Origin of the sequence: Staphylococcus sp. EZ-P03 (genome assembly GCF_003344575.1) — a bacterium.
Taxonomy (GTDB): domain Bacteria; phylum Bacillota; class Bacilli; order Staphylococcales; family Staphylococcaceae; genus Staphylococcus; species Staphylococcus simulans_B.
In genome coordinates, this window is record NZ_QPMO01000001.1 from 198,113 (window position 1) to 223,673 (window position 25,561).

28 protein-coding genes are annotated in these 25,561 nt (G+C 37.4%); 17 read left to right on the plus strand and 11 right to left on the minus strand.

All coding sequences use genetic code 11. The annotated features are described in order from the left end of the window. Nucleotides 1-27 precede the first annotated feature (27 nt). Both DVJ99_RS00915 and DVJ99_RS00920 read left to right on the plus strand, forming a co-directional pair. Entirely contained in the window at nucleotides 28-666 is a 639-nt protein-coding gene (locus tag DVJ99_RS00915) for an HAD family hydrolase (protein ID WP_114602798.1), read from the plus strand. 12 nt (nucleotides 667-678) lie between these two features. After that, on the plus strand, nucleotides 679-861 hold the full coding sequence (locus DVJ99_RS00920) for a hypothetical protein (RefSeq protein WP_114602799.1): 183 nt from the start codon (nucleotides 679-681) through the stop codon (nucleotides 859-861). Nucleotides 862-928: 67 nt separating this feature from the next. Here DVJ99_RS00920 and DVJ99_RS00925 read toward each other — a convergent pair whose 3' ends face one another. The 3 genes from DVJ99_RS00925 to DVJ99_RS00935 all read right to left on the minus strand — a co-directional run bounded on the left by DVJ99_RS00925 (nucleotide 929) and on the right by DVJ99_RS00935 (nucleotide 2,375). Beyond that, nucleotides 929-1,111: a hypothetical protein gene (locus tag DVJ99_RS00925; protein ID WP_105993235.1), complete on the minus strand. Its 183-nt coding sequence runs from the start codon at nucleotides 1,109-1,111 to the stop codon at nucleotides 929-931. Further along, nucleotides 1,108-1,461 (minus strand): hypothetical protein, encoded by a 354-nt coding sequence (locus DVJ99_RS00930; protein ID WP_114602800.1) that lies wholly within the window; start codon nucleotides 1,459-1,461, stop codon nucleotides 1,108-1,110. Before DVJ99_RS00930 ends, DVJ99_RS00925 begins: the two co-directional genes overlap by 4 nt. Before the next feature lie 71 nt (nucleotides 1,462-1,532). Next, entirely contained in the window at nucleotides 1,533-2,375 is an 843-nt protein-coding gene (locus DVJ99_RS00935) for a formate/nitrite transporter family protein (RefSeq protein WP_114602801.1), read from the minus strand. 703 nt (nucleotides 2,376-3,078) lie between these two features. Between DVJ99_RS00935 and DVJ99_RS00940 the strand changes: the two genes are divergently transcribed. Beyond that, a complete protein-coding gene (locus DVJ99_RS00940) occupies nucleotides 3,079-4,470 on the plus strand; it encodes an amino acid permease (RefSeq protein WP_114602802.1) in 1,392 nt (463 codons plus the stop codon). A 40-nt stretch (nucleotides 4,471-4,510) separates the two neighbouring features. On the opposite strand, the gene DVJ99_RS00945 is transcribed toward DVJ99_RS00940, so the two are convergent. Next, nucleotides 4,511-5,383 (minus strand): MurR/RpiR family transcriptional regulator, encoded by an 873-nt coding sequence (locus tag DVJ99_RS00945; RefSeq protein WP_105993239.1) that lies wholly within the window; start codon nucleotides 5,381-5,383, stop codon nucleotides 4,511-4,513. Nucleotides 5,384-5,630: 247 nt separating this feature from the next. Beyond that, a complete protein-coding gene (locus tag DVJ99_RS00950) occupies nucleotides 5,631-5,969 on the minus strand; it encodes a hypothetical protein (RefSeq protein WP_114602803.1) in 339 nt (112 codons plus the stop codon). A 98-nt stretch (nucleotides 5,970-6,067) separates the two neighbouring features. On the opposite strand from DVJ99_RS00950, the gene DVJ99_RS00955 reads away from it, so the two are divergent. Then, nucleotides 6,068-6,784 carry a CPBP family intramembrane glutamic endopeptidase gene (locus DVJ99_RS00955; RefSeq protein WP_114602804.1) on the plus strand — a complete coding sequence of 239 codons (717 nt, stop codon included), beginning with the start codon at nucleotides 6,068-6,070 and terminating at the stop codon, nucleotides 6,782-6,784. Nucleotides 6,785-6,820: 36 nt separating this feature from the next. Here the strand turns inward: DVJ99_RS00955 and DVJ99_RS00960 are convergent, their stop codons facing one another. After that, the gene (locus tag DVJ99_RS00960) at nucleotides 6,821-7,507 is read right to left on the minus strand and encodes a helix-turn-helix transcriptional regulator (RefSeq protein ID WP_105993242.1); all 687 of its coding nucleotides are present in this window, start codon (nucleotides 7,505-7,507) and stop codon (nucleotides 6,821-6,823) included. 398 nt (nucleotides 7,508-7,905) lie between these two features. Here DVJ99_RS00960 and DVJ99_RS00965 point away from each other — a divergent pair, with 398 nt between their 5' ends. From DVJ99_RS00965 to DVJ99_RS01000, 8 genes are all read left to right on the plus strand, one after another. Then, nucleotides 7,906-8,709, plus strand: coding sequence for an inositol monophosphatase family protein (locus DVJ99_RS00965; protein ID WP_114602805.1), 804 nt, complete (start codon nucleotides 7,906-7,908; stop codon nucleotides 8,707-8,709). 71 nt (nucleotides 8,710-8,780) lie between these two features. Further along, nucleotides 8,781-9,737, plus strand: coding sequence for an LCP family glycopolymer transferase (locus tag DVJ99_RS00970; RefSeq protein ID WP_114602806.1), 957 nt, complete (start codon nucleotides 8,781-8,783; stop codon nucleotides 9,735-9,737). A gap of 119 nt (nucleotides 9,738-9,856) precedes the next feature. Continuing rightward, entirely contained in the window at nucleotides 9,857-10,156 is a 300-nt protein-coding gene (locus tag DVJ99_RS00975; protein ID WP_114602807.1) for a hypothetical protein, read from the plus strand. Nucleotides 10,157-10,723: 567 nt separating this feature from the next. Next, nucleotides 10,724-13,681 (plus strand): formate dehydrogenase subunit alpha, encoded by a 2,958-nt coding sequence (gene fdhF, locus DVJ99_RS00980; protein ID WP_114602808.1) that lies wholly within the window; start codon nucleotides 10,724-10,726, stop codon nucleotides 13,679-13,681. Next, nucleotides 13,674-14,138 carry a helical membrane plugin domain-containing protein gene (locus DVJ99_RS00985; protein ID WP_105993247.1) on the plus strand — a complete coding sequence of 155 codons (465 nt, stop codon included), beginning with the start codon at nucleotides 13,674-13,676 and terminating at the stop codon, nucleotides 14,136-14,138. The genes fdhF and DVJ99_RS00985 overlap by 8 nt, the downstream gene beginning before the upstream one ends. Before the next feature lie 143 nt (nucleotides 14,139-14,281). Continuing rightward, a complete protein-coding gene (locus DVJ99_RS00990) occupies nucleotides 14,282-14,527 on the plus strand; it encodes a hypothetical protein (RefSeq protein WP_114602809.1) in 246 nt (81 codons plus the stop codon). 25 nt (nucleotides 14,528-14,552) lie between these two features. Continuing rightward, a complete protein-coding gene (locus tag DVJ99_RS00995) occupies nucleotides 14,553-15,329 on the plus strand; it encodes an N-acetylglucosaminidase (RefSeq protein ID WP_114602810.1) in 777 nt (258 codons plus the stop codon). 101 nt (nucleotides 15,330-15,430) lie between these two features. Beyond that, complete coding sequence (locus tag DVJ99_RS01000) at nucleotides 15,431-16,555, plus strand: FAD-dependent monooxygenase (protein WP_114602811.1); 1,125 nt, start codon at nucleotides 15,431-15,433, stop codon at nucleotides 16,553-16,555. A 146-nt stretch (nucleotides 16,556-16,701) separates the two neighbouring features. Here the strand turns inward: DVJ99_RS01000 and DVJ99_RS01005 are convergent, their stop codons facing one another. The 4 genes from DVJ99_RS01005 to DVJ99_RS01020 form a co-directional block, all read right to left on the minus strand. Next, nucleotides 16,702-17,670, minus strand: a complete 969-nt coding sequence (locus tag DVJ99_RS01005; RefSeq protein ID WP_105993251.1) for a 2-hydroxyacid dehydrogenase family protein — start codon at nucleotides 17,668-17,670, stop codon at nucleotides 16,702-16,704. 87 nt (nucleotides 17,671-17,757) lie between these two features. Next, nucleotides 17,758-18,072: a DMT family transporter gene (locus DVJ99_RS01010; protein ID WP_105993252.1), complete on the minus strand. Its 315-nt coding sequence runs from the start codon at nucleotides 18,070-18,072 to the stop codon at nucleotides 17,758-17,760. After that, a complete protein-coding gene (locus tag DVJ99_RS01015) occupies nucleotides 18,072-18,404 on the minus strand; it encodes a DMT family transporter (RefSeq protein WP_114602812.1) in 333 nt (110 codons plus the stop codon). Before DVJ99_RS01015 ends, DVJ99_RS01010 begins: the two co-directional genes overlap by 1 nt. 129 nt (nucleotides 18,405-18,533) lie before the next feature. After that, nucleotides 18,534-18,911 (minus strand): DUF4870 domain-containing protein, encoded by a 378-nt coding sequence (locus tag DVJ99_RS01020; protein WP_114602813.1) that lies wholly within the window; start codon nucleotides 18,909-18,911, stop codon nucleotides 18,534-18,536. Between the two features lie 404 nt (nucleotides 18,912-19,315). On the opposite strand from DVJ99_RS01020, the gene DVJ99_RS01025 reads away from it, so the two are divergent. The 3 genes from DVJ99_RS01025 (at nucleotide 19,316) to DVJ99_RS01035 (ending at nucleotide 22,574) form a co-directional block, all read left to right on the plus strand. Continuing rightward, nucleotides 19,316-20,386: an NAD/NADP-dependent octopine/nopaline dehydrogenase family protein gene (locus tag DVJ99_RS01025; RefSeq protein WP_105993255.1), complete on the plus strand. Its 1,071-nt coding sequence runs from the start codon at nucleotides 19,316-19,318 to the stop codon at nucleotides 20,384-20,386. Between the two features lie 23 nt (nucleotides 20,387-20,409). Further along, nucleotides 20,410-21,828, plus strand: a complete 1,419-nt coding sequence (nhaC, locus tag DVJ99_RS01030; protein ID WP_114602814.1) for a Na+/H+ antiporter NhaC — start codon at nucleotides 20,410-20,412, stop codon at nucleotides 21,826-21,828. Nucleotides 21,829-22,235: 407 nt separating this feature from the next. Further along, nucleotides 22,236-22,574 carry a hypothetical protein gene (locus tag DVJ99_RS01035; protein WP_234019049.1) on the plus strand — a complete coding sequence of 113 codons (339 nt, stop codon included), beginning with the start codon at nucleotides 22,236-22,238 and terminating at the stop codon, nucleotides 22,572-22,574. A 176-nt stretch (nucleotides 22,575-22,750) separates the two neighbouring features. Here the strand turns inward: DVJ99_RS01035 and DVJ99_RS01040 are convergent, their stop codons facing one another. Next, the gene (locus DVJ99_RS01040; RefSeq protein WP_114602815.1) at nucleotides 22,751-23,485 is read right to left on the minus strand and encodes a CHAP domain-containing protein; all 735 of its coding nucleotides are present in this window, start codon (nucleotides 23,483-23,485) and stop codon (nucleotides 22,751-22,753) included. Between the two features lie 591 nt (nucleotides 23,486-24,076). On the opposite strand from DVJ99_RS01040, the gene DVJ99_RS01045 reads away from it, so the two are divergent. Further along, the gene (locus DVJ99_RS01045; protein ID WP_114602816.1) at nucleotides 24,077-25,129 is read left to right on the plus strand and encodes an LLM class flavin-dependent oxidoreductase; all 1,053 of its coding nucleotides are present in this window, start codon (nucleotides 24,077-24,079) and stop codon (nucleotides 25,127-25,129) included. Nucleotides 25,130-25,142: 13 nt separating this feature from the next. Continuing rightward, the gene (locus DVJ99_RS01050) at nucleotides 25,143-25,502 is read left to right on the plus strand and encodes a DoxX family protein (protein WP_114602817.1); all 360 of its coding nucleotides are present in this window, start codon (nucleotides 25,143-25,145) and stop codon (nucleotides 25,500-25,502) included. Nucleotides 25,503-25,561 lie beyond the last annotated feature (59 nt).

The window sequence follows — 25,561 nt, forward strand, 5'->3', positions numbered from 1 at the left end:
TGATTAATTATAGAAGGAGGCATACACATGAAATACAGAGCAGTTGTTTTTGATTTTGACGGTACCATTATCGATACAGAACAACATCTATATGATGTGATTAATGAACATTTAAGTGCGCATCAAAAAGCGCCGATTTCTTTAGACTTTTATCGGCAATCAATCGGTGGTGCGGCATTAGACCTGCATCGTTATTTAGAAGATGAGATAGGGGAAGATGCGACTTTAAAATTGTATGAGGATCACCATCAAAAGAGCAAGACATTGCCGATGATAGAGAATATCAGTAAGTTGATGGATGCGTTAGAAAAAGCACAGATTCCTATGGCCATAGCAACCAGCAGCAGTATCAATAATATCCGACCTGCATTAGAACACTTGAATTTAGTTGAACGTGTGCCGGTAATTGTCGGCAGAGAAGATGTTGAAGAAGTCAAACCTGCACCTGATTTGTATTTAACAGCTGTACAACAGTTGAACTTGAATCCTGTCAGCTGTTTAGCGATTGAAGACTCAGTGAATGGCGCGACTGCAGCTCAACTTGCAGGCTTAGGTGTCATTGTGAATACAAATGTGATGACAGAAGCGATGGACTTTAGTACGTTAGACTTAGAAGCTATGAATGTTTCGGCTGAAACAATTATAGAACGTTATTTTACTTCTTAAGCGGGTGAACACATGTTACTACTTTTCTTTTTAGCTGGTCCGATTATTATCGCAATCGGCAACTTGGTATTAGGGTCGATTTTTAATAAAACTATTCCTATGCATGTAAGATTTCGTGCTTTCATGATAGGTTCTATGATTTATTTGATTTCTGCTTATTTGGTCTATCATTTTATATTAAAAGGGCAAATATAAAAGCTGAGCTTTTGATGAAAATACATCAAGTGCTCAGCTTCTTTCGTTCTATTGAATTAAAAAATACTTACTTCATCATAAAGACAAGCCCAACAACAATGATAACTAATAAAATTGCGTCGACTCCGATCATTAAAGCACGACGGTTGGCTTGTTCGCCTTGTGCTTTCAAACGACGATACATAATATAGTTCGGTATTAAATTAATGATAAGGAGTACGATAACAATAATGACTAAGGTTAACTTCACTCTGATTCTCCTTTGCTATCTTTAGATAGAAAATCCCACAAAAAGGCAATTGCCAATCCTGTTATCAGACCAGCGCCTATTCCGATTTTCATATGATTTGTAATTTGTCCGATAATAATACCTAGAATCAATGTAATAGGTAAGACGATACCGGCTTTCATCTTTCTCGCAGGAGAAGTCAAAGCACTAAACAATGCGATATAACACACACCGAATACGACTGCCGCAATGACAGAGAGTATCAGAGTATGCGAGATTGTTTCATGACTTGCCATTCTGTTCAAGAAAAAGAATAACGCACCAAAGATAAATGTATAAAGGATGGCACGTGAGACTAATTGTTTAGACAATGTTGACGTCTCCTTTCAATTAAGGTCATCCAAATTATAACATAGTATCTTGGTGCGTCGTATGCACAACGTTAGAGTTCGTCTTTGAATTGCTTATGATCATTCAGGTAAGCGTAGAATAAACCGATGATCAGTCCGCCGCCGATATAGTTGCCGATAAAGGCTGCGACAATGTTGATAACTGCAGGCCAGAAATGCAATACATCTGATTGATAGATTGCACCGCCGATGAATAGGCAAGCATTATAAACAACGTGTTCGTATCCCATGAATGCGAAGATAGCAACACCGAACATCATAACGAACATTTTAGCTAAGATATCTTCAATCTGCATCGCAATAACTAATGAGATATTGATGAAGAAGTTCGCGAAGATAGCTTTAGCAAGTAATTCAGTCGGACTTGCTGTCATTGTTTTATGATGCAAGATGACTTCAAGCTGTTTCATCATTTCTGGTGTGACGACGTCACTGAAACGCAAGATGATAAAGAATACTAAGGCACCTAACATATTACCGATAAAGCACAGCATGAAGATTTGGAATGCACGCCAAGGACTGATTACTTTGTAATAAAGACCAACTGTGAAATACATAAAGTTACTTGTTAAAAGCTCTGAGTTGGTAAAGAGAATCAGGACTAAGGCAAAACTGAAGGCAACCGATCCGACAATATTGATAATGCCTGTATTTATTTCTCCTGTATGTACTTCTTGTACAAACCCTGCTTTAATTGCTAACACAAATACTGAGATAATACTGATGATAAAACCGGCCATCATGGCACGTAATAAATACCGCTTAAAATATGTAGCTTGTAAGACGTCTTTAGTTTGGATTGTTTTAACAACTTCTTTAACCCACTTGCGTCCGTAAAATACATTATCCCAACGGATATACTTTTCACTGTTCATTTCTAAAAAACTCCTCGCTCTAGGCTTTAATAATTAACTGAGTTCAAGGTGAGAGGGTGGTCTCAACTTCTGCAATGAATATAGTATAATCGCTTTCGTTGAATTTGTGAATGGTTTCACAATAAAAGTTTTGGTAAAGTTTCATTTTTTGAACGAAAAGTGAAAATTATATAAAAGGTAGCGCTTACATTTGAAAGTATAATTAAATTCATGTCATTTTCGAAAAGGTTATAACAAAACATTATGCAGAAAATTCAAAAATGAAGATTGCGCTTAAATTAAGCTCCATGCTATAATGTTCAAATAATATGTATTTCTTAAATGGACAGCGTTCATTGTGAATTGAATGTATCCCATGAAACGTAAAAGTTCTAATAAAAAATACAATATTTATTTTGAGCGCGAAATGCATTAAAATGCGTGATGATTGCTTTCTTACGTCGTTTAGAAAAAAATAAATGAAAGCGCATACATAAAAGTGTAATTTTTATGTTTTCATCTTAGAATTTTATAGTATAATAGCCTCAATGGGCTTAGCAGAATAAAAATCGATAGGAAAAAGAAAAAAGTATTTAATTTTTCGCAATCTTCTTAATCTTGGTAAATTGGGATGCTGAGATTTGGTTGACATCATTATGGGGCTGATTATCGATACCAAAACAAACTAAGCCTGGAAATTATGAAAGAGAAGGGGTATTTTCTAATGGAAGAAACTCAATTACACAGGGGATTAAGCTCTAGACAGATTCAAATGATTGCACTCGGAGGTACAATCGGTGTTGGTCTATTCATGGGAGCAACAAGTACAATTAAATGGACTGGGCCATCAGTTATCTTCGCTTATCTGATCGTCGGCTTATTCTTATTCTTAGTCATGCGTGCAATGGGAGAAATGGTTTACTTGCATCCTACTACAGGGTCATTTGCGAACTTCGCAAGCGACTACATTCATCCGGTAGCAGGGTATTTAACAGCTTGGAGCAACATTTTCCAATGGGTTGTTGTTGGTATGAGTGAGGTTATCGCAGTAGGCGAATACATGCGCTACTGGTTCCCGGAATTACCGGATTGGATTCCTGGCGTTATCGTTATTGTTTTATTAGCTTCAGCGAACTTAGTATCAGTTAAAGCATTCGGGGAATTTGAATTCTGGTTTGCGATGATTAAAATTGTCACAATCGTCTTAATGATTATTGCTGGTTTTGGATTAATCTTCTTCGGATTAGGCAACGGCGGCAATGCAATCGGTTTATCTAACCTTTGGGAGCACGGCGGATTCTTCCCTAATGGTTGGCTTGGATTCTTCTTCGCATTATCAATCGTAGTAGGATCTTACCAAGGTGTAGAATTAATCGGTATTACAGCAGGGGAAACTAAAAATCCTCAAAAGAACATTAAAAAAGCAGTTAACGGTGTTATCTGGCGTATTTTAATCTTCTACATCGGTGCTATCTTTGTTATCGTAACAGTTTATCCTTGGGATGAATTAGGCAGCATCGGAAGCCCGTTCGTAGCAACATTTGCGAAAGTCGGTATTACAATTGCAGCTGGTTTAATCAACTTCGTAGTATTAACAGCAGCAATGTCTGGATGTAACTCAGGTATCTTCAGTGCCAGCCGTATGATCTATACATTAGCTCAGCACAAACAATTACCTAAGTTCTTCTTGAAAGTTATGAGAAACGGTGTACCTTTATACACTGTACTTGCGATTTCACTTGGTATCTTTATCGGTGTTATCTTAAACGTAGTTTTACCTTTATTCATTAAAGGAGCAGACAGTATTTTCGTATATGTATATAGTGCATCAATCTTACCAGGTATGATTCCATGGTTCATGATCTTAATCAGTCACATCCGCTTCAGAAAACTTCACCCTGAACAAGTGCAAGGCCATCCTTTCACTATGCCGGGCGGCGCACCTGCAAGCTATGTAACAATCGCATTCTTAATCATGGTATTAATCGGTATGTTATTCAATAAAGAAACAGTTATCTCTGTTGTTATCGGATTTATCTTCTTAGGCTTTATGACAGCATTCTACTTCATCAGAGGCTATCATAAATTACCATATAAAGATCAACATTTAGAATAATGACAAAATGAAAAGAGTTGGGCGCAAGCTCAACTCTTTTTTAATGCTCAAATTTAATTTTAGATAAATGCTTCTTGTAGTTATTTAAAGCCATTTTAGATTGGGTAATCGTATCAAGCGAATTAGAAAAGTCCATAGATAAATAACGATAATACAAGACATTAATCGTAAAGAGCTGTGCAACGAGAGATGTCGTCGCAGCCATACGAAACTCGCTTTCCTCCGACTCGCTGTAGAGCAGATTAATATCGCTGTAGCGTGCTATAGGATTATCTGCATTGCCCATTAATGTAATGAGGAATAAATGATAATCAGATGCTACACGGACAATGGCTTCCAGTTCATTGTGTTCACCGCTGTTGGATATTACAAATAAAGTATCTCTGGCATCATGTGTTGCGATTAAACTGATTAAAGTATGTACACTCTCGATACACTGCGCATTCAATCCGACTTTAGACAGCTTTTGTGTCAAATCCAAAGCAGAAATATAAGATGCGCCGAAACCGAATAAAAAGATAGTGCGAGAATTTTTCAGTCTTTCGCAAACATGTTCGATTTGCTGTTCATCGACATCATTAGACACATTGCATAGTGTTTGTGTGGTACGCGAAAGCATTTTGCGTTTAATCGAGTCGATGGATTCATTCGGTTGCAGTTCTAATGGCTTTGGCTGCGTACGTTGAGATAAGTACTTCGCAACTTCAGTTTTTAAAGCTTGAAATCCGCCTTCTGTAATTTTATAGCCGAAGCGGACAACGGAAGAAGGGCTGGTATTGGTGCTGTCAGCTAAATCCGAAGTGGTCATATTGATGACCTGGTGCGGCCGTTGTAAAATAAAATCCGCAATTTTCTTCTCGCTTTTAGTGAGTGTGCTGTATTTTGTTTCAAGTGTAAATAATATATTTGTCATCATAACCACCTGCTTCTTGATCTATTTTAAGATGATAGATAGCGGTAAACAATTTCCCTTAATTGTTTCAGCAAACTGAATTGAAAGTCAGATAGCCTCCCAGATATCTGCTAACCGTAACAATGGTTTTAAGTTTACTATATGACACGCACTAAAACAATTGCGGATTTTATTAACTATTACTACAATACCAATATTATTAATGTTTAAACAGTTTACTAATAAAAATAAACAATCTATCAAAATATTAGCGTTCTTTATGGTGAAATAAGTGCAGAACCTCATGGATTTGAGCTTCAAACGTATCGATTAAAGTATAAAAGTTGCCGGTAGTGAGCGGCAGCAATGGCTGATGTATGAGTTTTGAAAGCAGGTCGCAATAACGTACAACGAGAAATGTGGGATGTGTCTCTATTAAAGCAACAGCTTCATGATGTGCGTGTGCTACCCATGTTTGAATGGACGCACGATGCTTTTCAACTTGTTTGGGCCGGTTGAGCAATAAAGCGTGGCGATAGTTTCTGCTTAAGGATAAACCGTATACGAGTTGTTCATACAGCTGTGCTTCTATTGAAGGTGTTGTCATAAGAATAGGCTCCTTTAAAGAAAATGATTTGTGATTTTAAACCGAATAACATAAGATAAATGCATGAGAAAATAATTTTGTGTTAAAAGGAGAGCATTATGGAGTTAAGAAATCATAAACCGGCATGGCGTGACTTAACGTTAATCCCGATAGGTATTGTACTAATCTTTATTTTTACATTTATACAGACATTGATCGCAGCTAATTTTAATGTACCGTTGACAGAATCAACATTGATACCCATTTCAGCAATCGGACAAATCAATACATATATAGCGTTATTAGTTATTTACTATTACTTCCATTACAGTGAAATGCCGCTGAGGTTCTCTTTAGGATGGCAATATGTGAAGCGGCACTGGCTGTTTCTATTGATTATGCTGGTTATCGCGATGGGTGCAGAAACACTTTACAATCATTTGATGACTTTATTGCCGGAAGGCTTCGGCTATACTGAGACACAAAATGAAAAAGAGTTAGATGCATTGTTTCATAACCCTGCTTTCTTGCCGTTCACTTTTATCTTTGTTGTGATACTCGGTCCTGTCGTTGAAGAATTGTTCTTCAGAACGATTTTAATCGGAGAGTTAGGCAAGAAATTCAATTACATTGTCATGGGTATTATCTCAGTGATTGGTTTTACATTGATGCATGTGACAGGTGCCAATTCACCGTTGGAATTCGGTTCCTACTTAATTATTGCATTGGTTATAGTGTATGTATATTTCAAATCCGGTAAAAATACTGCATCCACAATAGCGATTCATATGGCTAACAACTTAGTATCCTTTATTATGTCGCTATTTTTCTTATAAGCCGCAAAAATAAACTCCAACTGATGGTTTGTGCCATTAGTTGGAGTTTAAAAATTGCTGATAATTATAAATGGTAATGTCATGTGTTTTGACAGTTTTATGGAATGAATAAGAAATATCATGAATCGCATCAATTGCGATTTCTTTTGTATGTCCGTGTCCGATATCAAACGTTACGACACGCCATTCGGCATGGCGGCAGACTAAGCCGATAAAGATGACATTTTCAGTGAAGGTTTGCTGGTTCATTTCATATTCAACCAGCATGACATTACGTTCGGCACAGTAAATTAATAAGTCCGAGAATGTTTGAGGAAGTGTCGGATTCGGATTAGATTCGAATTTAATATAGCGATCCATACGTTTTAGAATACGTCGTATATGTGTGGCAGGCTGGTTTAAACATTTTTTGATAAGCTGTTCGATTTCCTTTTTATAAGGCAGTTGGGAATAAGATTGGCTTTCATTCAATGTCATGAACAGTGCCAGCATTTGATCTTCGGTCAATTCAAGGGTAATAGGGGCATGACTTTGCTGGATACGATAGCCGCCGAGCATGCCTTGTTTTGCGATAATCTGTACCCCTTGCTGTTCTAAATCTTGAATATCGCGCAAGATAGTACGCTTTGAAACTTTAAGTGTTTTCGCGAGCTGAGATGCAGTAAGCTGATCATTCGTTTCAATTGCTTGTACGAGTTTATTTTGACGTTCTATTTTGTTCAATCATGCCACCTCCGAAACATTACATATTACAATCATTATAGCATATGTATTTAATTTTGATATTTATAAACGGTGCTTTTGAAAAAAAGATAAAAAATTCTCGAATTTTTTCAAGTAAACGCTTACATTTTTAAAAGTTATGTGCTACACTATCATTAGTAACTAGGAGATAGCACTTAGTGAACAAAGGGGTAATGATAAATCATAGTCGTGTGATTTATTAGAACGTGCAAATCACTAGTTAATTAACATCTTCAATATTATTACTTACTTTCCTTTCTATGCCGACTAGTTAAGCTAGTCGGTTTTTTATTTTTTTCAAGGTTATTAACAGTCGAAGGGTGTAACGTGCTAGAATGTAAACATACATAAGATATTAAGGATATGAGGTGTGTATTTTGAATCAACAGCAACTATTAGAATTAGATCAAGCAATCAGACATTGGTTAAAAGGTTTAGATGACATTATTCCGAATTTAATTGCAGATATGCATACAGAGACTAAATTAAATAAATTCGATTTAGTGACGAATGTCGATCGAATGATACAAGATCAGTTTGAAGCATTTATTAATGAACATTATCCTGACCATCAGCTATTCGGCGAAGAAAAGAACAATGATTTAGTCGATGCAAAACATGGTGATGTATGGGTCATGGATCCTATTGACGGTACAGCGAATCTTGTTAAACAAAAGACAGATTACTGCATTATTTTAAGCTACTTCTCTGAAGGAGAACCGCTGCTTGCTTATATTTATGATTATCCGCATCACACATTATATAAAGCAATCAAAGGCGAAGGGGCTTTTGAAAATGAAGTCAGAATGCCGAAAGTTGCGCCGCTCCATATTAATGATGCGATATTGTCTTATAATTTATATGTTATTAATGAGCAGACACAAGCAGATTTGAAAAATGCGGCATTCAGTTATCGTTTAATCGGTTCTTGCGGACTGGATTCTTTACGTGTAATGAAAGGCCAATTCGGAGCACATATCAATACCAATGCAAAGCCATGGGATATTTCAGCACAGTTCTTATTCGCTGAAGAGTTAGGTTTGAAGATGACGAATTTGAAAAATGAACCTATCGATTTTGCGCTTGGCGGACCATTTATCATCAGCAATCCCGGCTGCCACGAAGCTGTCCTTGAAATTTTAAACCGCGACGGCGGTTATGAAGTCAATAAAAATTCATAAGACTTAAGGACCATTTCAAATAATTTGAGCTATAATATAATTGATTTAAATAAAGACAGAGGAGTGGTTGGGTGAAAAGAGCAGATAAATCTGGTCGCAAAATGGGGCTGGTGCCTAAAATTTTGTTATGGGCATTTGGTATTTTAGTCCTGCTTGCATTAATCGCTGCAATTTATTTAGCGGTTAAAATTTTTGCGGTAGGCGGCAAGATTCATAATCCGTTAGACAGAGATAAATCCGAATTAAGAAAAGAAAAAGTTGATCTAAATAGAGGCGACCCGTTCACGATTGCCTTATTCGGTGTAGACAGCGATGCTCAACGTAAGAGTGAAGGAGACGGTCAGCGTTCAGACTCTATTATGGTGTTATCGATCAACCCTGATAAAAAGACAACTGAAATTGTCAGTATCCCGCGTGATACACAAGCTGAAATTGTAGGACACGGTTCAACAGAAAAAATCAACCATGCTTATGCTTACGGCGGACCGAACATGGCAGTCAAATCATTAGAGAAATTGCTAGATGTACCGATTGATCATTATGCGACAGTTGATATGGATGGTATTAAAGGCATGGTAGATGCTATCGGAGGCGTAGATGTTGTCAGCAACGCAACATTCAGCTTTGACGGCAATCATTTTGTTAAAGGTGAGAAAACACACTTGAACGGCGACCAAGCACTGGCATTTATCCGATCTCGTAAAGAAGAAGGTGCAGGAGGCGACTTCGGCCGTCAAGAGCGTCAGCAATTAGTCTTGCGCGGTATCGCGGATGAGTTGACAAGTGTTAAATCACTGACAAACTTTAATGGTGTGACAGATCAAATCGAAGAGAATGTAAAAACAGACTTATCTTTAGGTGAGTTGAATACAATCCGTTCTAAATATAAAAAAGCGAATGAAAACGTCAACCGTCTTCAATTAGAAGGCAGCGGCGGTATTCAAAATGATGGACTCTATTATTACGTACCAGATGAATCATCATTAAATAATGTATCGAATGCATTAAGAGAAAATCTGGATTTATAATGACAAATTGCCAAGTTGAGCTATGTGTTCAGCTTGGTATTTTTTTACTCTAAAATGTTAGTTTCTAGGCAAATAAAATAATAAAATTCGGGTAATATCAAGGAGAGGGGGAATATCTTATGACAAACAATCGTGAAGAAAACCAAGTAGATAATCAAGAAGTACAAGACGTATCTGAAATGGTAGATGAAGGCGGCTTAGGTGCAGATAACTATTATGGTATTACTGAATACCAAGCTAACGGCAATGCTGTAGAAGTCGGTATTGATCAATTCAAATTAAAAGCCAGCGAATACAATGATGCTGATTTAGTGAACGCACTTGTATTGCATGCAGATGCGAACCACAATGAATCTAAATTCGATGAAGCTATCAATATTCTTAAAGAGGAAATATTAGGTAGATTACATGATAAGTAAGAACTAATGCCGGCATGTCATGTGTCGGCATTTTTTCTCTTTTTTAATCGTTTTCTGGCAACAACTAGATTTATATGACGAAGCTATCTAACCTTTTATGGAAAAAAGATGTGGAAAATAAAAAATAATGAATAAAAGGTTTAATATGTCAACTTTAGAGTGAATATATAAGTATGGGTCTTAACATTTATGACAATAAGTATTAGAATTAACAGTAAGACTATTTTTTTATTGCGTGGGGCAAAAAAGACTAGTCTTCAATATTTACGGTTAATATAAAAACAGAGGTTATGGAAATGAGTTGAATCTTTAGAGACTTTTTTGTTTCTAAAGGGAGTGAGATGCAACCGCAATATTGTTGCATTGTTCATCTAAAGATTGCTTAATTTCAAAGACTATTATGTTTTCTACATACTTTCGTATAACAGAGAACATAGCAGCGTGACATCGTGAGTGCGTGCGACCCTTGCATGACCGCCAACCCTCATCAATTGGCCAGGTATGCATTAGTCGGTATGTCATCAGCTTAAACACATTTGCTAGACCTCAGAATATAGGGGTGATTATATGCAAGACCATCTTGTCCTTACATTAGACGGGAAAGACTATCTTGTGGAACCAGGTACGAATCTTCTCCAGTTCATCAAATCTAGAGATACATTTGTGCCGTCAATCTGTTATAACGAATCGTTAGGGCCGATTGAAACTTGTGACACATGTGCGGTAGAAATCGATGGTAAAATCGAGCGCGCATGCGGAACAACAATTGATCGACCAATGGTCGTTAATACGACAAACAGCGATGTGAAAGCATCTCAAAAGGAAGCTTTAGATCGCATTTTAGAAAAACACGTACTTTATTGTACAGTGTGCGACTACAACAACGGTGACTGCGAAATCCATAATACTATGGATGAATTCGGTGTTCAGGAACAATCATATGAATATAAAGACAAAGGTTATGAGAAAGACTTCGGTCCTTTCTACCGTTATGACCCAAGTCAATGTATTCTATGCGGCCGTTGCGTAGAAGTTTGTCAAGATGTACAAGTCAACGAAACGCTATCTATCGACTGGGAACGTGAACAACCACGTGTTATCTGGGATAACGACGTATCTATCAACGAATCATCATGTGTATCTTGCGGACAATGTGCGACAGTATGTCCATGTAACGCAATGATGGAAAACCACATGGTGGGTGAAGCTGGTTATATGTCAGATACTGAACCAGGTACTTTAGCAGACATGATTGACTTGACTAAAAAAGCAGAACCAGGTTACGGTCCGCTATTTGCTATTTCTGACTCAGAAGCAGCAATGCGCGAAGAACGTATCGAGAAAACGAAAACAGTATGTACATACTGTGGTGTGGGATGCTCATTCGACGTTTGGACAAAAGACCGTGAAATCCTTAAAGTTCAACCGCAGCACGATTCACCAGCAAACCGCATTTCAAGCTGTGTGAAAGGTAAATTCGGTTGGGATTACGTCAACTCAGAAGAACGTTTGACAAAACCATTAGTACGTAAAGGCGATGAGTTCGTAGAAGTTGAATGGGAAGAAGCATTGAATGTAATCAGTGAAAACTTCTTGCGTATCAAAGAAGAACAAGGCGCTGATGCATTATCATTCATTGCTTCATCTAAAGGTACTATTGAAGAATCTTACCTAATGCAGAAATTATCAAGACAACTTGGTACAAACAACGTCGACAACTGTTCACGTTATTGCCAAGCACCTGCGACAAAAGGTTTATTCCGTACAGTAGGCCACGGCGGCGACTCAGGTTCAGCGGATGATTTAATGATTGCGAAAATGGTTGTTTTAGTAGGTACAAATACAGCTGAAGCACACCCTGTTATCGCATCTAAAATCAAACGCGGACACAAACTTTACGGCAACAAATTACATGTCTTCGACATTCGTAAGCATGAAATGGCAGAACGTGCCGACAAATTCTATCAACCTAAACCAGGTACTGACTTAGTTTGGATGGCAGCTGTCACAAAATACATCATCGATAATGACCTTCAAGATCAAGCATTCATCGATGAATGGGTAGACAATTTCGATGAATACTACAAATCATTAGCACCATTCACAATGGAATTTGCGGAAGAAGCAACAGGTATTCCTAAAGAAGACTTGATTCATTTCGCACATGAAATGGTAGATTCTGAAAGTGTAAGTATTGCATGGGCTATGGGTGTTACACAACAAGACATCGGTAGTGATACAAGTACTGCAATTTCAAACTTATTGCTTGCGACAGGCAACTACAGAAGACCAGGTACAGGTGCGTATCCGTTACGCGGACACAACAACGTACAAGGCTGCAGTGACGCAGGCAGTATGCCGGATAAATTCCCTGGCTACCAAGATGTGACAGATGATGAAATCCGTGCGAAATTCGAAAAAGCATGGGGCGTTGAAATTCCAGCACATGTCGGACGCGACAACCATCAAATGATGGACGGAATTCATAAAGGTGAAATCGACGCAATGTATATCTACGGTGAAGATACTGGTATCGTAGATTCAAACATCAACTACGTACAAGCAGCACTTGAAAAAGTCGGCTTCTTAGTCGTTCAAGATGCTTTCTTAACACAAACTGCACGCTTTGCGAACGTAGTATTGCCGGCAGCGCCATCACTTGAAAAAGATGGTACTTTCGCTAATACAGAACGTCGTATCCAACGCTTATACAAAGCAATTGAACCGCTTGGCGATTCTAAACCTGACTGGGAAATCATTCAATTGATCGCAAACAAAGTCGGCTTAGATTGGAACTATACACATCCAAGCGAAATCATGGATGAAATGGCAAGCTTGACACCATTATTCGCAGGTGTAAACTATGAACGTTTAGAAGGCTATAAGTCATTACAATGGCCAGTACATGAAGACGGTACAGACGAACCGACATTGTACTTGAACGGATTCAACTTCCCTAACAAACGTGCGAAGTTCTATCCATTAACATTCGATAACTTCTTCAAACAAGATGAAGAGTACGATATCCATGTGAACAACGGACGTATCTTAGAGCACTTCCACGAAGGCAACATGACTTATCAAGTGCCTGGTATTAAATACAAAGTGCCGAACGTCTATGTAGAAATTTCACCTGAATTAGCAAAAGACCGCGGTATTCATGAAGGTGCTGAAGTCAAATTGATTTCTTCTACAGGAGAAATTCAATTAGTCGTTCACGTTACAGATCGCGTAAAAGGCAAAGAAATTTACATTCCTATGAATAACAATGCGGATGAAGATGGTACTGCAGGTGCAGTGAACATGTTAACAAACAGTGATGTGGATAAAGACACAGATACACCATCTTACAAACGTACATCTGCACGTATGGAAGTTATAACAAGAAGAGGCAAATCACCATTGAACCCTGCTAACTTCCGTGTAGATACAAAACGCAACCCGCAATATAGTGTTCAAGTTCAGAAAAAATGGGAACGTCCAGACTACGTGTTCCCAGGAAATCAGGTGAGACACGATGGCTGAAAATATTAGAAAAATTAGACGTATGGAAGTTTCGCACGAAGAGCAAAAAGCAAAAGACATCAATGAAGTGACGGATGCAATTGCGGAAAATAAAGATGTTATTTTAAAAGCAATTCGTTTAGTTAAAGTCTTAGATGACGCAAAAATCTTAGACGCTGGTATTGGCGCAGTCGAAAAACGCGGTGTCATCACTAAGAAAATCACAAATGAATTGAATAAAGAGCACTATACAGGTCTTTTAAACAACTTAGCACCGCTTGTATTTATGCTTGGCAAAGTTGACGTTGCAGGCACAGAAGAAATGTTGGAGAAATTAAATAAAGGACTTAAAAATGCGAATCAAGCAAGTCCGAACCAACGTACGTCAATCGGCAGCTTAGTCGGTTTATTGAAAGATGATGAAGCAAACAGAAGTATTACTTACTTCTTAAATATTTTAAAAGGAATGTCTCGTTAAGTTGAGAGATTGCTTTATAAGGGCTGTTCTAAATAAGAACAGCTCTTTTTTTACATAATAGAATCCTTTCACCTAAAGGGTGCTGATTTGTGATAAACTTTAATAGCATTGATGCGTATTGAAATAGAAAGCAGGTGTTTTTGATGATTAACCCTAAAATACTTAAAGGGTTGGCCATTATATCGAATGTGTTTGTGGTACTTGGTTTCATCTTTTTGATTATGATGAAAGTAGTACTTGCGATTACGATGTTCGTTATAGGCTTAACGATAAGTTTAATGATGTTTAATGTTTTATTCCGCGACAGAACAGGAATGAAGTTAATTATAAATCTTTCTTTCATAATCGTAATGATTGTCATTATCGTGGCATACTTTATGTTGAAATAGAAATAATACATGAGGAGTACACTATATGAATCGAGCAGTTCGAAACCGTATTTTCAAGCTATTCGTCGGTTTGATCTTAGTCATATTTATTATTTTATTAATTATTAATGAAACCGGCTTATTCCATAAAGACCGCAATTATACGTTTGATGAAGCGGCACAACTTCAAACACAAAAAGGTGTATTGAATACTAAAGAAGACAAAGGACGTTTTGTGAATGCATCTGATGAAGATGTTGCACAAGCCATGAAGATCAAAAATCAGCACCAAAATATCAGTTATATGGATATCTCTGAAGAGGTGCCGATGGATGAAGCAGAAGTCAATCAAATGTTAAAAGGCAAAGGTGTACTTGAAAATAAAGGCGATGCCTTTTTAAAAGCACAAGAAAAATATGATGTGAATGTAATTTACCTTGTGAGTCATGCTTTGATAGAAACCGGACATGGCCGTTCAGAACTTGCAAAAGGTATCGACTATAAAGGCAAGACGTATTATAATTTTTACGGTATCGGTGCTTTTGATGAAGATGCGATGAAGCATGGACACAGCTATGCGAAAAAACAAAAGTGGACTTCACCTGAAAATGCTATTATGGGCGGTGCACGTTTTGTACGTAAAGAATTCTTCGACCGCTATCAAATTTCTTTATATCAAATGCGCTGGAATCCTGCACATCCTGGTCAGCATCAATACGCCAGCGATATCGGATGGGACCAAAATATTGCAGGGATGATGGAGCATTATTATCAAAAATACGGCATCAAAAAAGATGATGTACGCAAAAATTTCTATAAATAACAACAAGAGGGCAGCAGCCCTCTTTTTTGTAACGTAAAAGCATAGTAAACAGGGAATATGATATGATAAATAAGAAGTGTTAAAAAGAGGTGGATTTTGAGATGAAAATAGCTATTGTCGGCGGCGGCATTGGCGGATTAACCGCAGCTGCCTTGTTGCATGAACAAGATCATGAAGTTCATGTATTCGAACAACAAGAGGAAATTAAAGAAGTGGGTGCCGGAATCGGTATCGGCGGCAATGTTTTAGAAAAATTAGGCAATCATGATATGGCAAAAGGGATTAAAAATGCAGGACAAGTTATCAAAGAGATGGAAATCTTAGATGATAAAGGACATACATTGAATAAAGCTGTGATGAAAAAAGGTACAGTCAATTTAACTTTGGCGAGACAAACGTTAATTGAGATTATCGCTTCTTATGTACCGGATTCTGTGATTCATACAGGCACTAAAATTATCAACTTAGTACAAAACAGTTCGAAAGTTACATTGACGACTGAGCAGGGCGAAGCACATCATTTTGATTTATGTATTGCGGCAGATGGTCTGCATTCTATAATTCGCCAGCAAGTGAATCCGAAAGCAAAAGTGAATTATCAAGGTTACACATGCTTCAGAGGATTAGTAGAAGATATCAGCCTGACACAGCAACACACCGCAAAAGAATATTGGGGTGCTAAAGGAAGAGTAGGCATTGTCCCATTATTGAACAATAAAGCCTATTGGTTCATCGCAGTGAATGCGAAACAAGGCGATCCTAAATTCAAAGATTTCACTAAGCCTTATATCCAAGCTTATTATAATCATTATCCGAATGAAGTACGCCGCATCTTAGATCAGCAAAACGAAACAGGTATTATCCGTCATGATATTTATGACTTAACACCGATGCAGTCATTTGTGTACGGCCGTACATTGCTTTTAGGCGATGCTGCACATGCGACAACACCGAATATGGGTCAAGGTGCAGGACAAGCTATGGAAGATGCAATTGTATTAACGAACTGTTTAAGCAAATACGACTTCAGAGAAGCTTTGTCGCGTTATGATGCATTGCGTGTCAAACATACTGGAAAAGTCATTAAGCGTTCACGCAGTATCGGTAAAAAAGCACAGTACCAAAACGGCTTGATAATCGGTTTGCGCAATTTTGTCTTAAAACGTATCCCGTCTAAGCTTATTTCTAACCAAGCAAAATTCTTATACAAAACTAAAGCTGAATAATAAAACAATCTCAATAGAGTTGAGGGTAAACTATAACAGAAAACAGAAAGACAGATATCAGACAAGCAAAAGAGGTTGGGGCCGTTTGGCCTCAACCTCTTTTAACATTTATCGATAATGCATCGAATTATTATTGTAATGATGGTTTATTCTACATCATTAACGACGAATTTAGGTGCTTTGTTTTCTTTTAAGACGTCAACTGTGTTATTCGCAACAATTTTTGCCATGCCGTCACGTGCTTCGAAAGTTGCGTTGCCGATATGCGGTGTGATAACCACATTATCTAGTGATTTCAAGTCTTCTGTGATTTTTGGTTCGAATTCGTAAACGTCTAATGCTGCACCTTCAATAACTTTATCTTTCAATGCATCAGCAAGTGCCTGTTCGTTAACGATAGGTCCGCGTGAAGCATTGACTAAATAAGCAGTCGGTTTCATTTGTTTGAATTGTTCTGTGTCGAACATATGATGCAAGTTATCGTTATATGCTGCGTTGATTGTTACAAAGTCAGAGTTTTCTAAGAGTGTATCAAAGTCAGCATATTTCACACCTAATTCACGTTCTTTATCTTCTTTGCGGTGAGGACCAGTGTAAAGAACATCCATATCGAAAGCTTTGGCACGTTTTGCGACTGCTGAACCGATTGCACCTAAACCTACGATACCGATTGTTTTGCCTGAAACTTCTCTGCCTCTGAAGAATAGAGGTGCCCAACCGTCAAAGCCTTTTGTACGTGAAAGTTGATCGCCTTCAGGAATGCGGCGTGCTACTGCAAGGACTAATGCGAAAGTAAGTTCTGCAGTAGAACGTGTTGAAACTTCTGGTGTATTTGTTACATAGATACCTTTTGATTTTGCAAAATCGATATCTACGTTGTTGAAGCCAGCGCCGTAGTTTGCGATGACTTTTAGATTTTCTCCTGCTTCAATCACATCTTTGTCTACGTTTGTAGATAAGATACTGATTAATGCATCTGCATCTTTTACACCGTTTTTCAATGTTTCTTGGTCCACGACACCGGGACCGTCATACATATCTACCTCAATATTGTTTTCTTTTAGGATATCTAACCCTACTTGAGGGATGGGTCCTGCAATATAGACCTTAACCATACAAAACACTCCCTTTCTTTGCTTATATATTAAGTATATTAGAAGGAAGGACGATAAACAATTAATACACTGTGATTAACTTTTGCATTATGAAATTAATTTTAATCCGACAGAAGAGACAACAATCAAACCGATACAAAGAATGCGCCAGAAGTTTTTAGATTCATTGTAGAAAATCATACTGATAATCGCACCGCCGCCGGTACCGATACCTGTCCATATAGCATAAGCAGTACCCATCGGTATAGATTTCATCGCAAGAGATAAGATACTGAAGCTGAAGATAAACGCAATACCTAATAAGACGATATAGAACTTTTTACCGGTACGATTTAATTCGTTTAATAAGATAACGCCTGCTATTTCGAAACAACCGGCGATAAATAAGAAAACCCAAGCCATTATTGTGAACCCTCGCTTTCTGTGTCATCTGTGGAGAGTTTCAGTCCGATAATACCAATCAGCAGTAATACTATAAAGAAGAGTTTGGTAAAACTGAAAGGATCTCCGTAAAAGACCATATCGATAATAATTGTACCGACAGTTCCGATACCGACGAAGATGGCATAAGCCGTTCCGACAGGTAAGGATTTGCAGGCATTGATGACGAGCGCAAAACTAATAGCAATCATAATGAATGTGACGCCCCAGCTTAAGACAGAATCCGCATTTTTAATACAATTGACCCAAATGATTTCAACAAGACCTGCCAAGATAACTTTGAACCAGCGCATGTCGATTCCTCCCTCTTTTTTAATCAGTACTGTCTATTCTCTCAAATTAGGCATAACCTTACAATCAACATGTTTTTAATTTATTGATATTTGAACAAAAGAAAAAACAGCACAATGTGCTGTTTAAAATTATTTGATGAAGCGGATAGTCAATGGAATGACATAATCTTCTCCATTATATGCTTTCACGGCTGCGATAATTGAGAAAATAAAACTCAATAGTGCGATAATCGGCGCAATCACAAATCCTATCAAAACGAACATCAATAATAGAGAAACAAAAGACCATATTATATAAGAAATAAAATAATTGAAGTAATTTTTAGCCGTTTGATTAATAAACTCAGATTCTTGACCTTTTAACAACCAAATAATAAGCGGTCCGACAACGGTTGTAAAGAAACTGAGGACATAAATCAAGCATGCGAATGTACGTGCATCGGGTGTGGGAAACTGTTGATACTTTTCTGTAGTGTCATGGTGCAGCTCTGTTGTTTCGTCTTTCATCAAAGTATGCCTCCTAAGTATATGGTAGATTAAGTATAAAAAATTCATTTAGCAATATACTCTATTCATTATTATACCAGTATGAGGAAAATGCGTATATCCATCACTAGAAATATGAGTATTTTAAAGAAAACAGTCAGGAAACAAATTTATATTTTATTATTTGCTTAATCATGTTACGATACTTATAATACACCGTTTAACCGTCGCAGAAAACTGTTGTTGTGCATGTTCAGACAGACACAAGTTCCTTATGTTTTCTGTTTTATTTTTGTTAAAGACGGTTAGATAGTTAAGGCAATATTTTTTTACTTCGAGAGCCGTACTTCACTTTATTTTTTGCAATAAAGCGCTTGTGCGGTTTTTCATAATCACGATAAAACAGAGAAAGAAGGTATACAGTTATGAAAATTGCTATTGTAGGATCAGGTAACGGAGCTGTTACTGCAGCGGTAGATATGACAAGCCAAGGGCACGACGTTAAGTTGTATTGCCGCAACGCATCCATTGAAAAGTTCGATAAAGCTATTGAGCAAGGCGGCTTTCATTTTAATAATGAAGGGGAAGAAAGCTTTGTCAACTTTACGCAAGTCAGTGATGATATCGAAGAAGTAATTGAAGGGGCAGAAATTATTCAAATGATTATCCCTTCAACGTTCATCGAATATTATGCACGTATTATGGCGCCGTTTGTGAAAGATGAGCAGATTATCTTCTTCAATATGGCCGCAGCTATGGGTTCAGCACGTTTTATTAATGTATTGGAAGATGAATACATTGATGTACGTCCGCACTTCGCAGAAGCGAATACTTTAACTTATGGTACACGTGTTGATTTTGAAGAAGGTATTGTCGACTTATCATTAAATGTACGAAAAGTCTACTTCACATCTTATTACCAAGAATACTTAAGCGATGACTTTGAAAAAGTAGAAAAAGTTTATCCGCAAATTATCAAAGAAGAAAACTTATGGAAAACCAATTTAGAAAACGGCAACCCAGAAGTACATCCCGGCCCTACACTCTTAAATGTGGGACGTATTGATTATTCTGGCGACTTCTCTTTATATAAAGAAGGGATTACAAAACATACCGTACGTCTATTGCATGCGGTTGAATTAGAACGTTTATCTTTAGGAAGACGTTTAGGGTTTGAATTACAGACGGCTAAAGAAGCACGTATTCAACGCGGTTATTTAGAAAGAAAACACGAAGATGAGCCGTTGAACCGTCTGTTTAACGAAAGTCCTGTCTTTTCTCAGATTCCAGGACCGAATCACGTGAAAAACCGTTATTTAACTGAAGATATTGCTTTCGGATTGGTATTATGGTCAAGTTTAGGTCGTGAACTAGGGGTAGAAACACCTAATATTGACGCGATTATTGTGATTGCTTCAACAATCTTAGAACGTGATTTCTTTGATGAAGGTTTAACGATTGATGAGTTAGGCAGAGATAAAGTTGGATTAGATTAACAATTAAACAAGGGGGATAATGTATGAAAAGAATGCCGACATTACTTGAATCAATTTCTACAATTATCGTTATGATGATTTTGGTAATTGTAGGATTTGTAGTATTTGGAATTCCGGTACAGCCGTTATTAATTCTTTCAGCTGCTTATGCTGCGGTAATTGCTTGGCGTGTAGGATTGCGCTGGAAAGATTTAGAAGAGGGGATTACAGAACGGTTAAGTACTGCCATGCCGACAATTTACATTATTCTATGTGTCGGAATTGTGGTTGGGACTTGGATGTATTCAGGCACTGTACCTGCACTGATTTATTATGGTTTAAAGTTATTGAATCCTAGTTATTTCTTAGTATCTGCTTTCTTGATTTCAGCCATTACGTCTATGGCGACAGGAACTGCTTGGGGATCAGCTTCAACTGCCGGGATTGCACTAATTGCGATTGCCCATCAGTTACATATTGATCCAGGCATGGCAGCAGGTGCTATTATTGCAGGCGCAGTATTCGGAGATAAAATGTCTCCGTTATCTGATACAACAAACTTAGCCGCAATGGTCACAAACGTTAACATTTTCTCACACATCAAAGCGATGATGTGGACGACTATTCCTGCATCGATTATAGGGATGATTGTATGGTTCTTTGCGGGACTGAATCATAAATCAGGCGCAGATAAAAGCCAAATCAATGCTTTATTGCGTCAGTTAGAAAATGTGTATCATTTAAACTTTGCAGTATGGATTCCAGCGATTGTGATTATTGTTTGTCTTTTAATGCGTTTTTCAACAGTACCTGGCATGCTCGTGTCATGTGTTGCGGCGATTTTTGTCGGCGCATTGAATCATGGGTTTAAATTTGCGGATGGTTTCAAAGCTGCATTCGACGGCTTTAAACCAGATATGATTGTACAACAGGTACATTTGAATGATAAAGCCTCAACATTGCTTGAACAAGGCGGTATGATGAGCATGACGCAAGTCATTGTGACAATCTTTTGCGGTTATGCATTTGCGGGCATTGTTGAAAAATCCGGTTGTTTAACAGTTATGTTAAATACGATTAAAGACAAAGTAACTTCTCCAGGTACATTGATTTTAGTGACAGTAGTATCTGGTTTGATCATGGTCTTAGCTGCCGGTGTTGCATCAGTAGTTATTATCGTAGTAGGTATGCTGCTGTATGATATGTATGATGAAATGAAATTATCCAGAACTAATTTATCACGTACATTGGAAGATGCAGGTACGATGATCATCCCATTAATACCTTGGGGTACTTCAGGTATTTACTATACACAACAACTCGGTGTAGATGTTTATTCTTACTTCATTTGGACAGTGCCTTGTTATTTATGTGTGGTATTCGCATTGTTCTATGGCTTTACTGGATGGAGTATCAAGAAAGAAAAATCACCGAATGCAACACATTATACACAGCACGGTTAAGCTTTTTAAGCTGTCTCACATGGCGTGGGGCAGCTTTTTTATTTGGATTTCTTACATTTTCTAGCAATTTTAACATTAGAAAGCAAGATATCCGGGTATAACTAACTAATGAGAGTAGTACAATTATAGTTATGCAAGAAGGATTAATTGCATTTACAATCATTGCTTTTGAAAATTTAATATTAATAATGTTTAGTTGTGTACTAAAACGGTTATTAATACTATATGAATGAGGTGATTCCATGCTATATGTAGTAATACTTGTAGCGATATTACTATTGTGTCTAGGAATTCATCGATACTTCAATTTAGATAATTTAACTGTAAAATATCCTTCTATTATCTATGTAGTAATCAGCTTTATATTGTATTTTGTAGCGATTTTGCAATATAGAGTTGATTCTTCTATGTCGGAATTTTTAGCACATGAAATATTGATGACTTCAATATTCGGGTTGTTAATCTTTTGGACCTTATCTCAAAGCAACAAAACAAAAGATACAGTTGTTTATACGATTATGATTTTAATCCTATCGTTTGGTGCAGTCGCAACGACTGGACCGCAACTAGGAATTAATGCAACAGTCGAGATGTTTGTAGTACGTATTGTACTTACAGCAGGTATGGCCATAGGACTAGGCGGTTATGTCTTTTACAGACAACTTAAACGTCCAGTCTCAGAAAGCTTTCCATTACTTTATATTTTAGCTTTCGCATTTTGGATCATGGTCGCATATTGGTTATAACGAAAATTCAGAGATAAGATAAATGAATGCCGATAGCTTAGGTGTATAAACCTGAACTATCGGCATATTTTTATGTCTTATTCTATTGGATTGTGATTTCTTGAATGCATAAAGAAGAGCATAAAAAAATACCAACTGATTGTAGCGTATCAGTTGGTATCATATTCATTCAAAAATTAGTGAATGTAGTTGTAGCTGCCAGCTTGTCCAGCTGAGATAGTACGTGAAGTTACAACGCCAGGACCTTGACCGTAGTTCATTTCTGAAACGTTGATTGAACCGTCACTGTTAACACTTTCAACGTAAGCAACGTGACCGAATGCACCTTGGCTAGTTTGTAAGATAGCGCCTGCTGCTGGGCTGTTGTTTACTGTGTAACCAGCACCTGCTGCTGCGTTTGCCCAGTTGTTAGCGTTGCCCCATGTTGAACCGATTTTACCGCCTACTTTGTCAAATACGTAGTAAGTACATTGACCTGAAGTGTAAAGGTTAGCACCTGATGAAGTGCGGTTTGACATAGTGCTTGTGCTTGATTTTGGTGCTGCTGTTGTAGTTACTTGAACGTTGTTGTCTGATGTTGAGTATGAAGCACCTAAGCCGCCAGTACGTGGAGCTGTTGCTTGTGTATTGTAGCTAGTGTAGTTGCTGTAGTTATTGTTAGCTGTGTTGTTATTGTTGTATTGTGCATATGTTGAGTAGTCATTGTTGAATTGGTTTGCTTGGTTCCAGTTACCTTGCCAAGTGTAGTGGTAGTTACCTTGTTGGTCGATTGTGTATGAGTAGCTGTAAGAATATGGATCGTTAGGGTTGTATCCATTATTTTGTGCTGCATCTGCATCGTTGTGAGATAAAGTTAAAGCAGCGATTCCTAAGCCTGCTGTAGCGATTGTAGTTGTAGCGATTTTATTCATAATTAAATATCCTCCTAAAGATAATAAGCTAATTTTAATTTTATTAATAAATCTCGTGACTAGATTTACATTTCTTCATAAATTTCGTTTATTTGTTTCGTGCTCTTAACGACAAGACTTACTTTACCAAAAAAAATCTAGTTTGTGTGGGTTGTTATCGTTTTGTAATTTAGTTCTAATAATTATGTATTTGCATGTAATAAGCATTAAAATAGTGATAAATGCTCAAAATCTTGATGTCATCGCTTTTTTAACAATGTTAATCTAATGTAAATGACATGAATATTACAGGTTTGTAATATTACAGAAAACTTTAAAACATAATTTAGAGTGAAAATATGTTGATTTGTATTTACTTCTTGAGCGAATTTAAGTAGCAATTAAGTGTAAATTGCCCTTCTTTTAATTGTACTTAATCTAACGCAGAACATCTGATTTATAAGGAGTTTTAAAGAAATAGATTGTGTTTCTTCTTATATAAGAGAGAAAAAATTTTCCTATATATGAGAGTGTGAGCACAAAGTATTGACTTCATTCTGAAAGGGGTGTATTATTTAAGTATAAAAATTATACCTAGAGAGGTGAACTAAAGTGAAATTAGAAATTGGAATGACATCCTTTGCAGACAACACTGAAATTCATACAGAAAATGGCGTTCAAGAAAAAATATCAGCCGCACAACGTATACGCGATATAGTAGAAGAAATTCAACTTGCGGATGAAGTCGGTCTTGATTTTTACGGATTAGGCGAACATCATCGTTCAGATTATGCCGTATCTGATCCAGTATCTGTACTTGCCGCAGCCGCACCTTTGACAAAACATATTAAATTAAGTACTGCCGTGACAGTTTTATCTTCAGATGATCCTGTACGTGTATATGAACGCTTCGCAACATTGGATGCGTTGTCTAATGGACGTGCTGAAATCATGGCTGGCCGAGGCTCTTTCATAGAATCCTTCCCGCTATTCGGCTATAATTTAGATGATTATGATCAATTGTTCGTTGAAAAGCTTGAACTATTGAAACGTATCAATCAACATGAGATTGTTAAATGGGAAGGCGGTTTACGTCCAGCAATCGACAACTTAGGTGTATATCCTAGAGCAGTGCAAAAGGAAATTCCAATTTGGCTGGCAACAGGAGGCACACCAGAGTCTTCAATGAGAGCTGCAGAATTCGGTTTGCCGATTATGTACGCAATTATCGGAGGCAATCCAAGACGCTTCAAACGCAACATTGCTATCTATCGTGCAGTTGCTGAAAACAGAGGCTACAGCAGAGAACAAATGCCGGTAGCGACAAATTCATGGGGCTATATTGCAGATACTGATGAAGAAGCCCAAAAAGAATTTTATGTTTCTACAAAAGTAGCACATGATATTATTGCGAAAGAACGCAACTGGCCGAAATACGACGAAGCACATTTCCAACGTGAAATCAGCGACGAAGGTGCGATGTTTGTCGGCAGCCCTGAAACAGTTGCTAAAAAAATGATTGCTGTGATAGAGGAACTGGATATTGATCGCTTTACGCTTCACATCCCTCTAGGTTCAATGCCTCACGACCGTGTAATGAACGCAATTAGATTATACGGAGAAAGGGTAAAACCAATTGTAGAGGAATATTTTAATAATAAATAAAGGAGATTGTATTATGTTATTACGTTATTTAAACAATATTAAAATTGCTAAGGAATTATTGCAGGCTTCAGAACCTAAATTAAAAGGAGACCCAGGTATGAAAGATACATTTGAAAATGTATTTGGTCTTCATTCTAAATGGGTAACTGTAGCAGGTGCACTTGAAGCAGCAAGTGGTTTAATCTACTTATTAAGCTTCGGAAACAAAAAAATGACAAACGTTGCTTCATTATTAGCAGTAGGAGTATTAGGTGTTGCTATCTATAAACACTACGAAGCTGGTCACGGTAAAGAAGGCGCTAAACACGCTACAGACTTAGTGAAATTAGCAGCATTATCTTCTGCTGACACAATTTCATTCTGCAAAAAATAATAGTATTTAAATAACTGAAATAAAAGGCTCAACCCTCTAAATCAAAGCGGGTTGAGCTT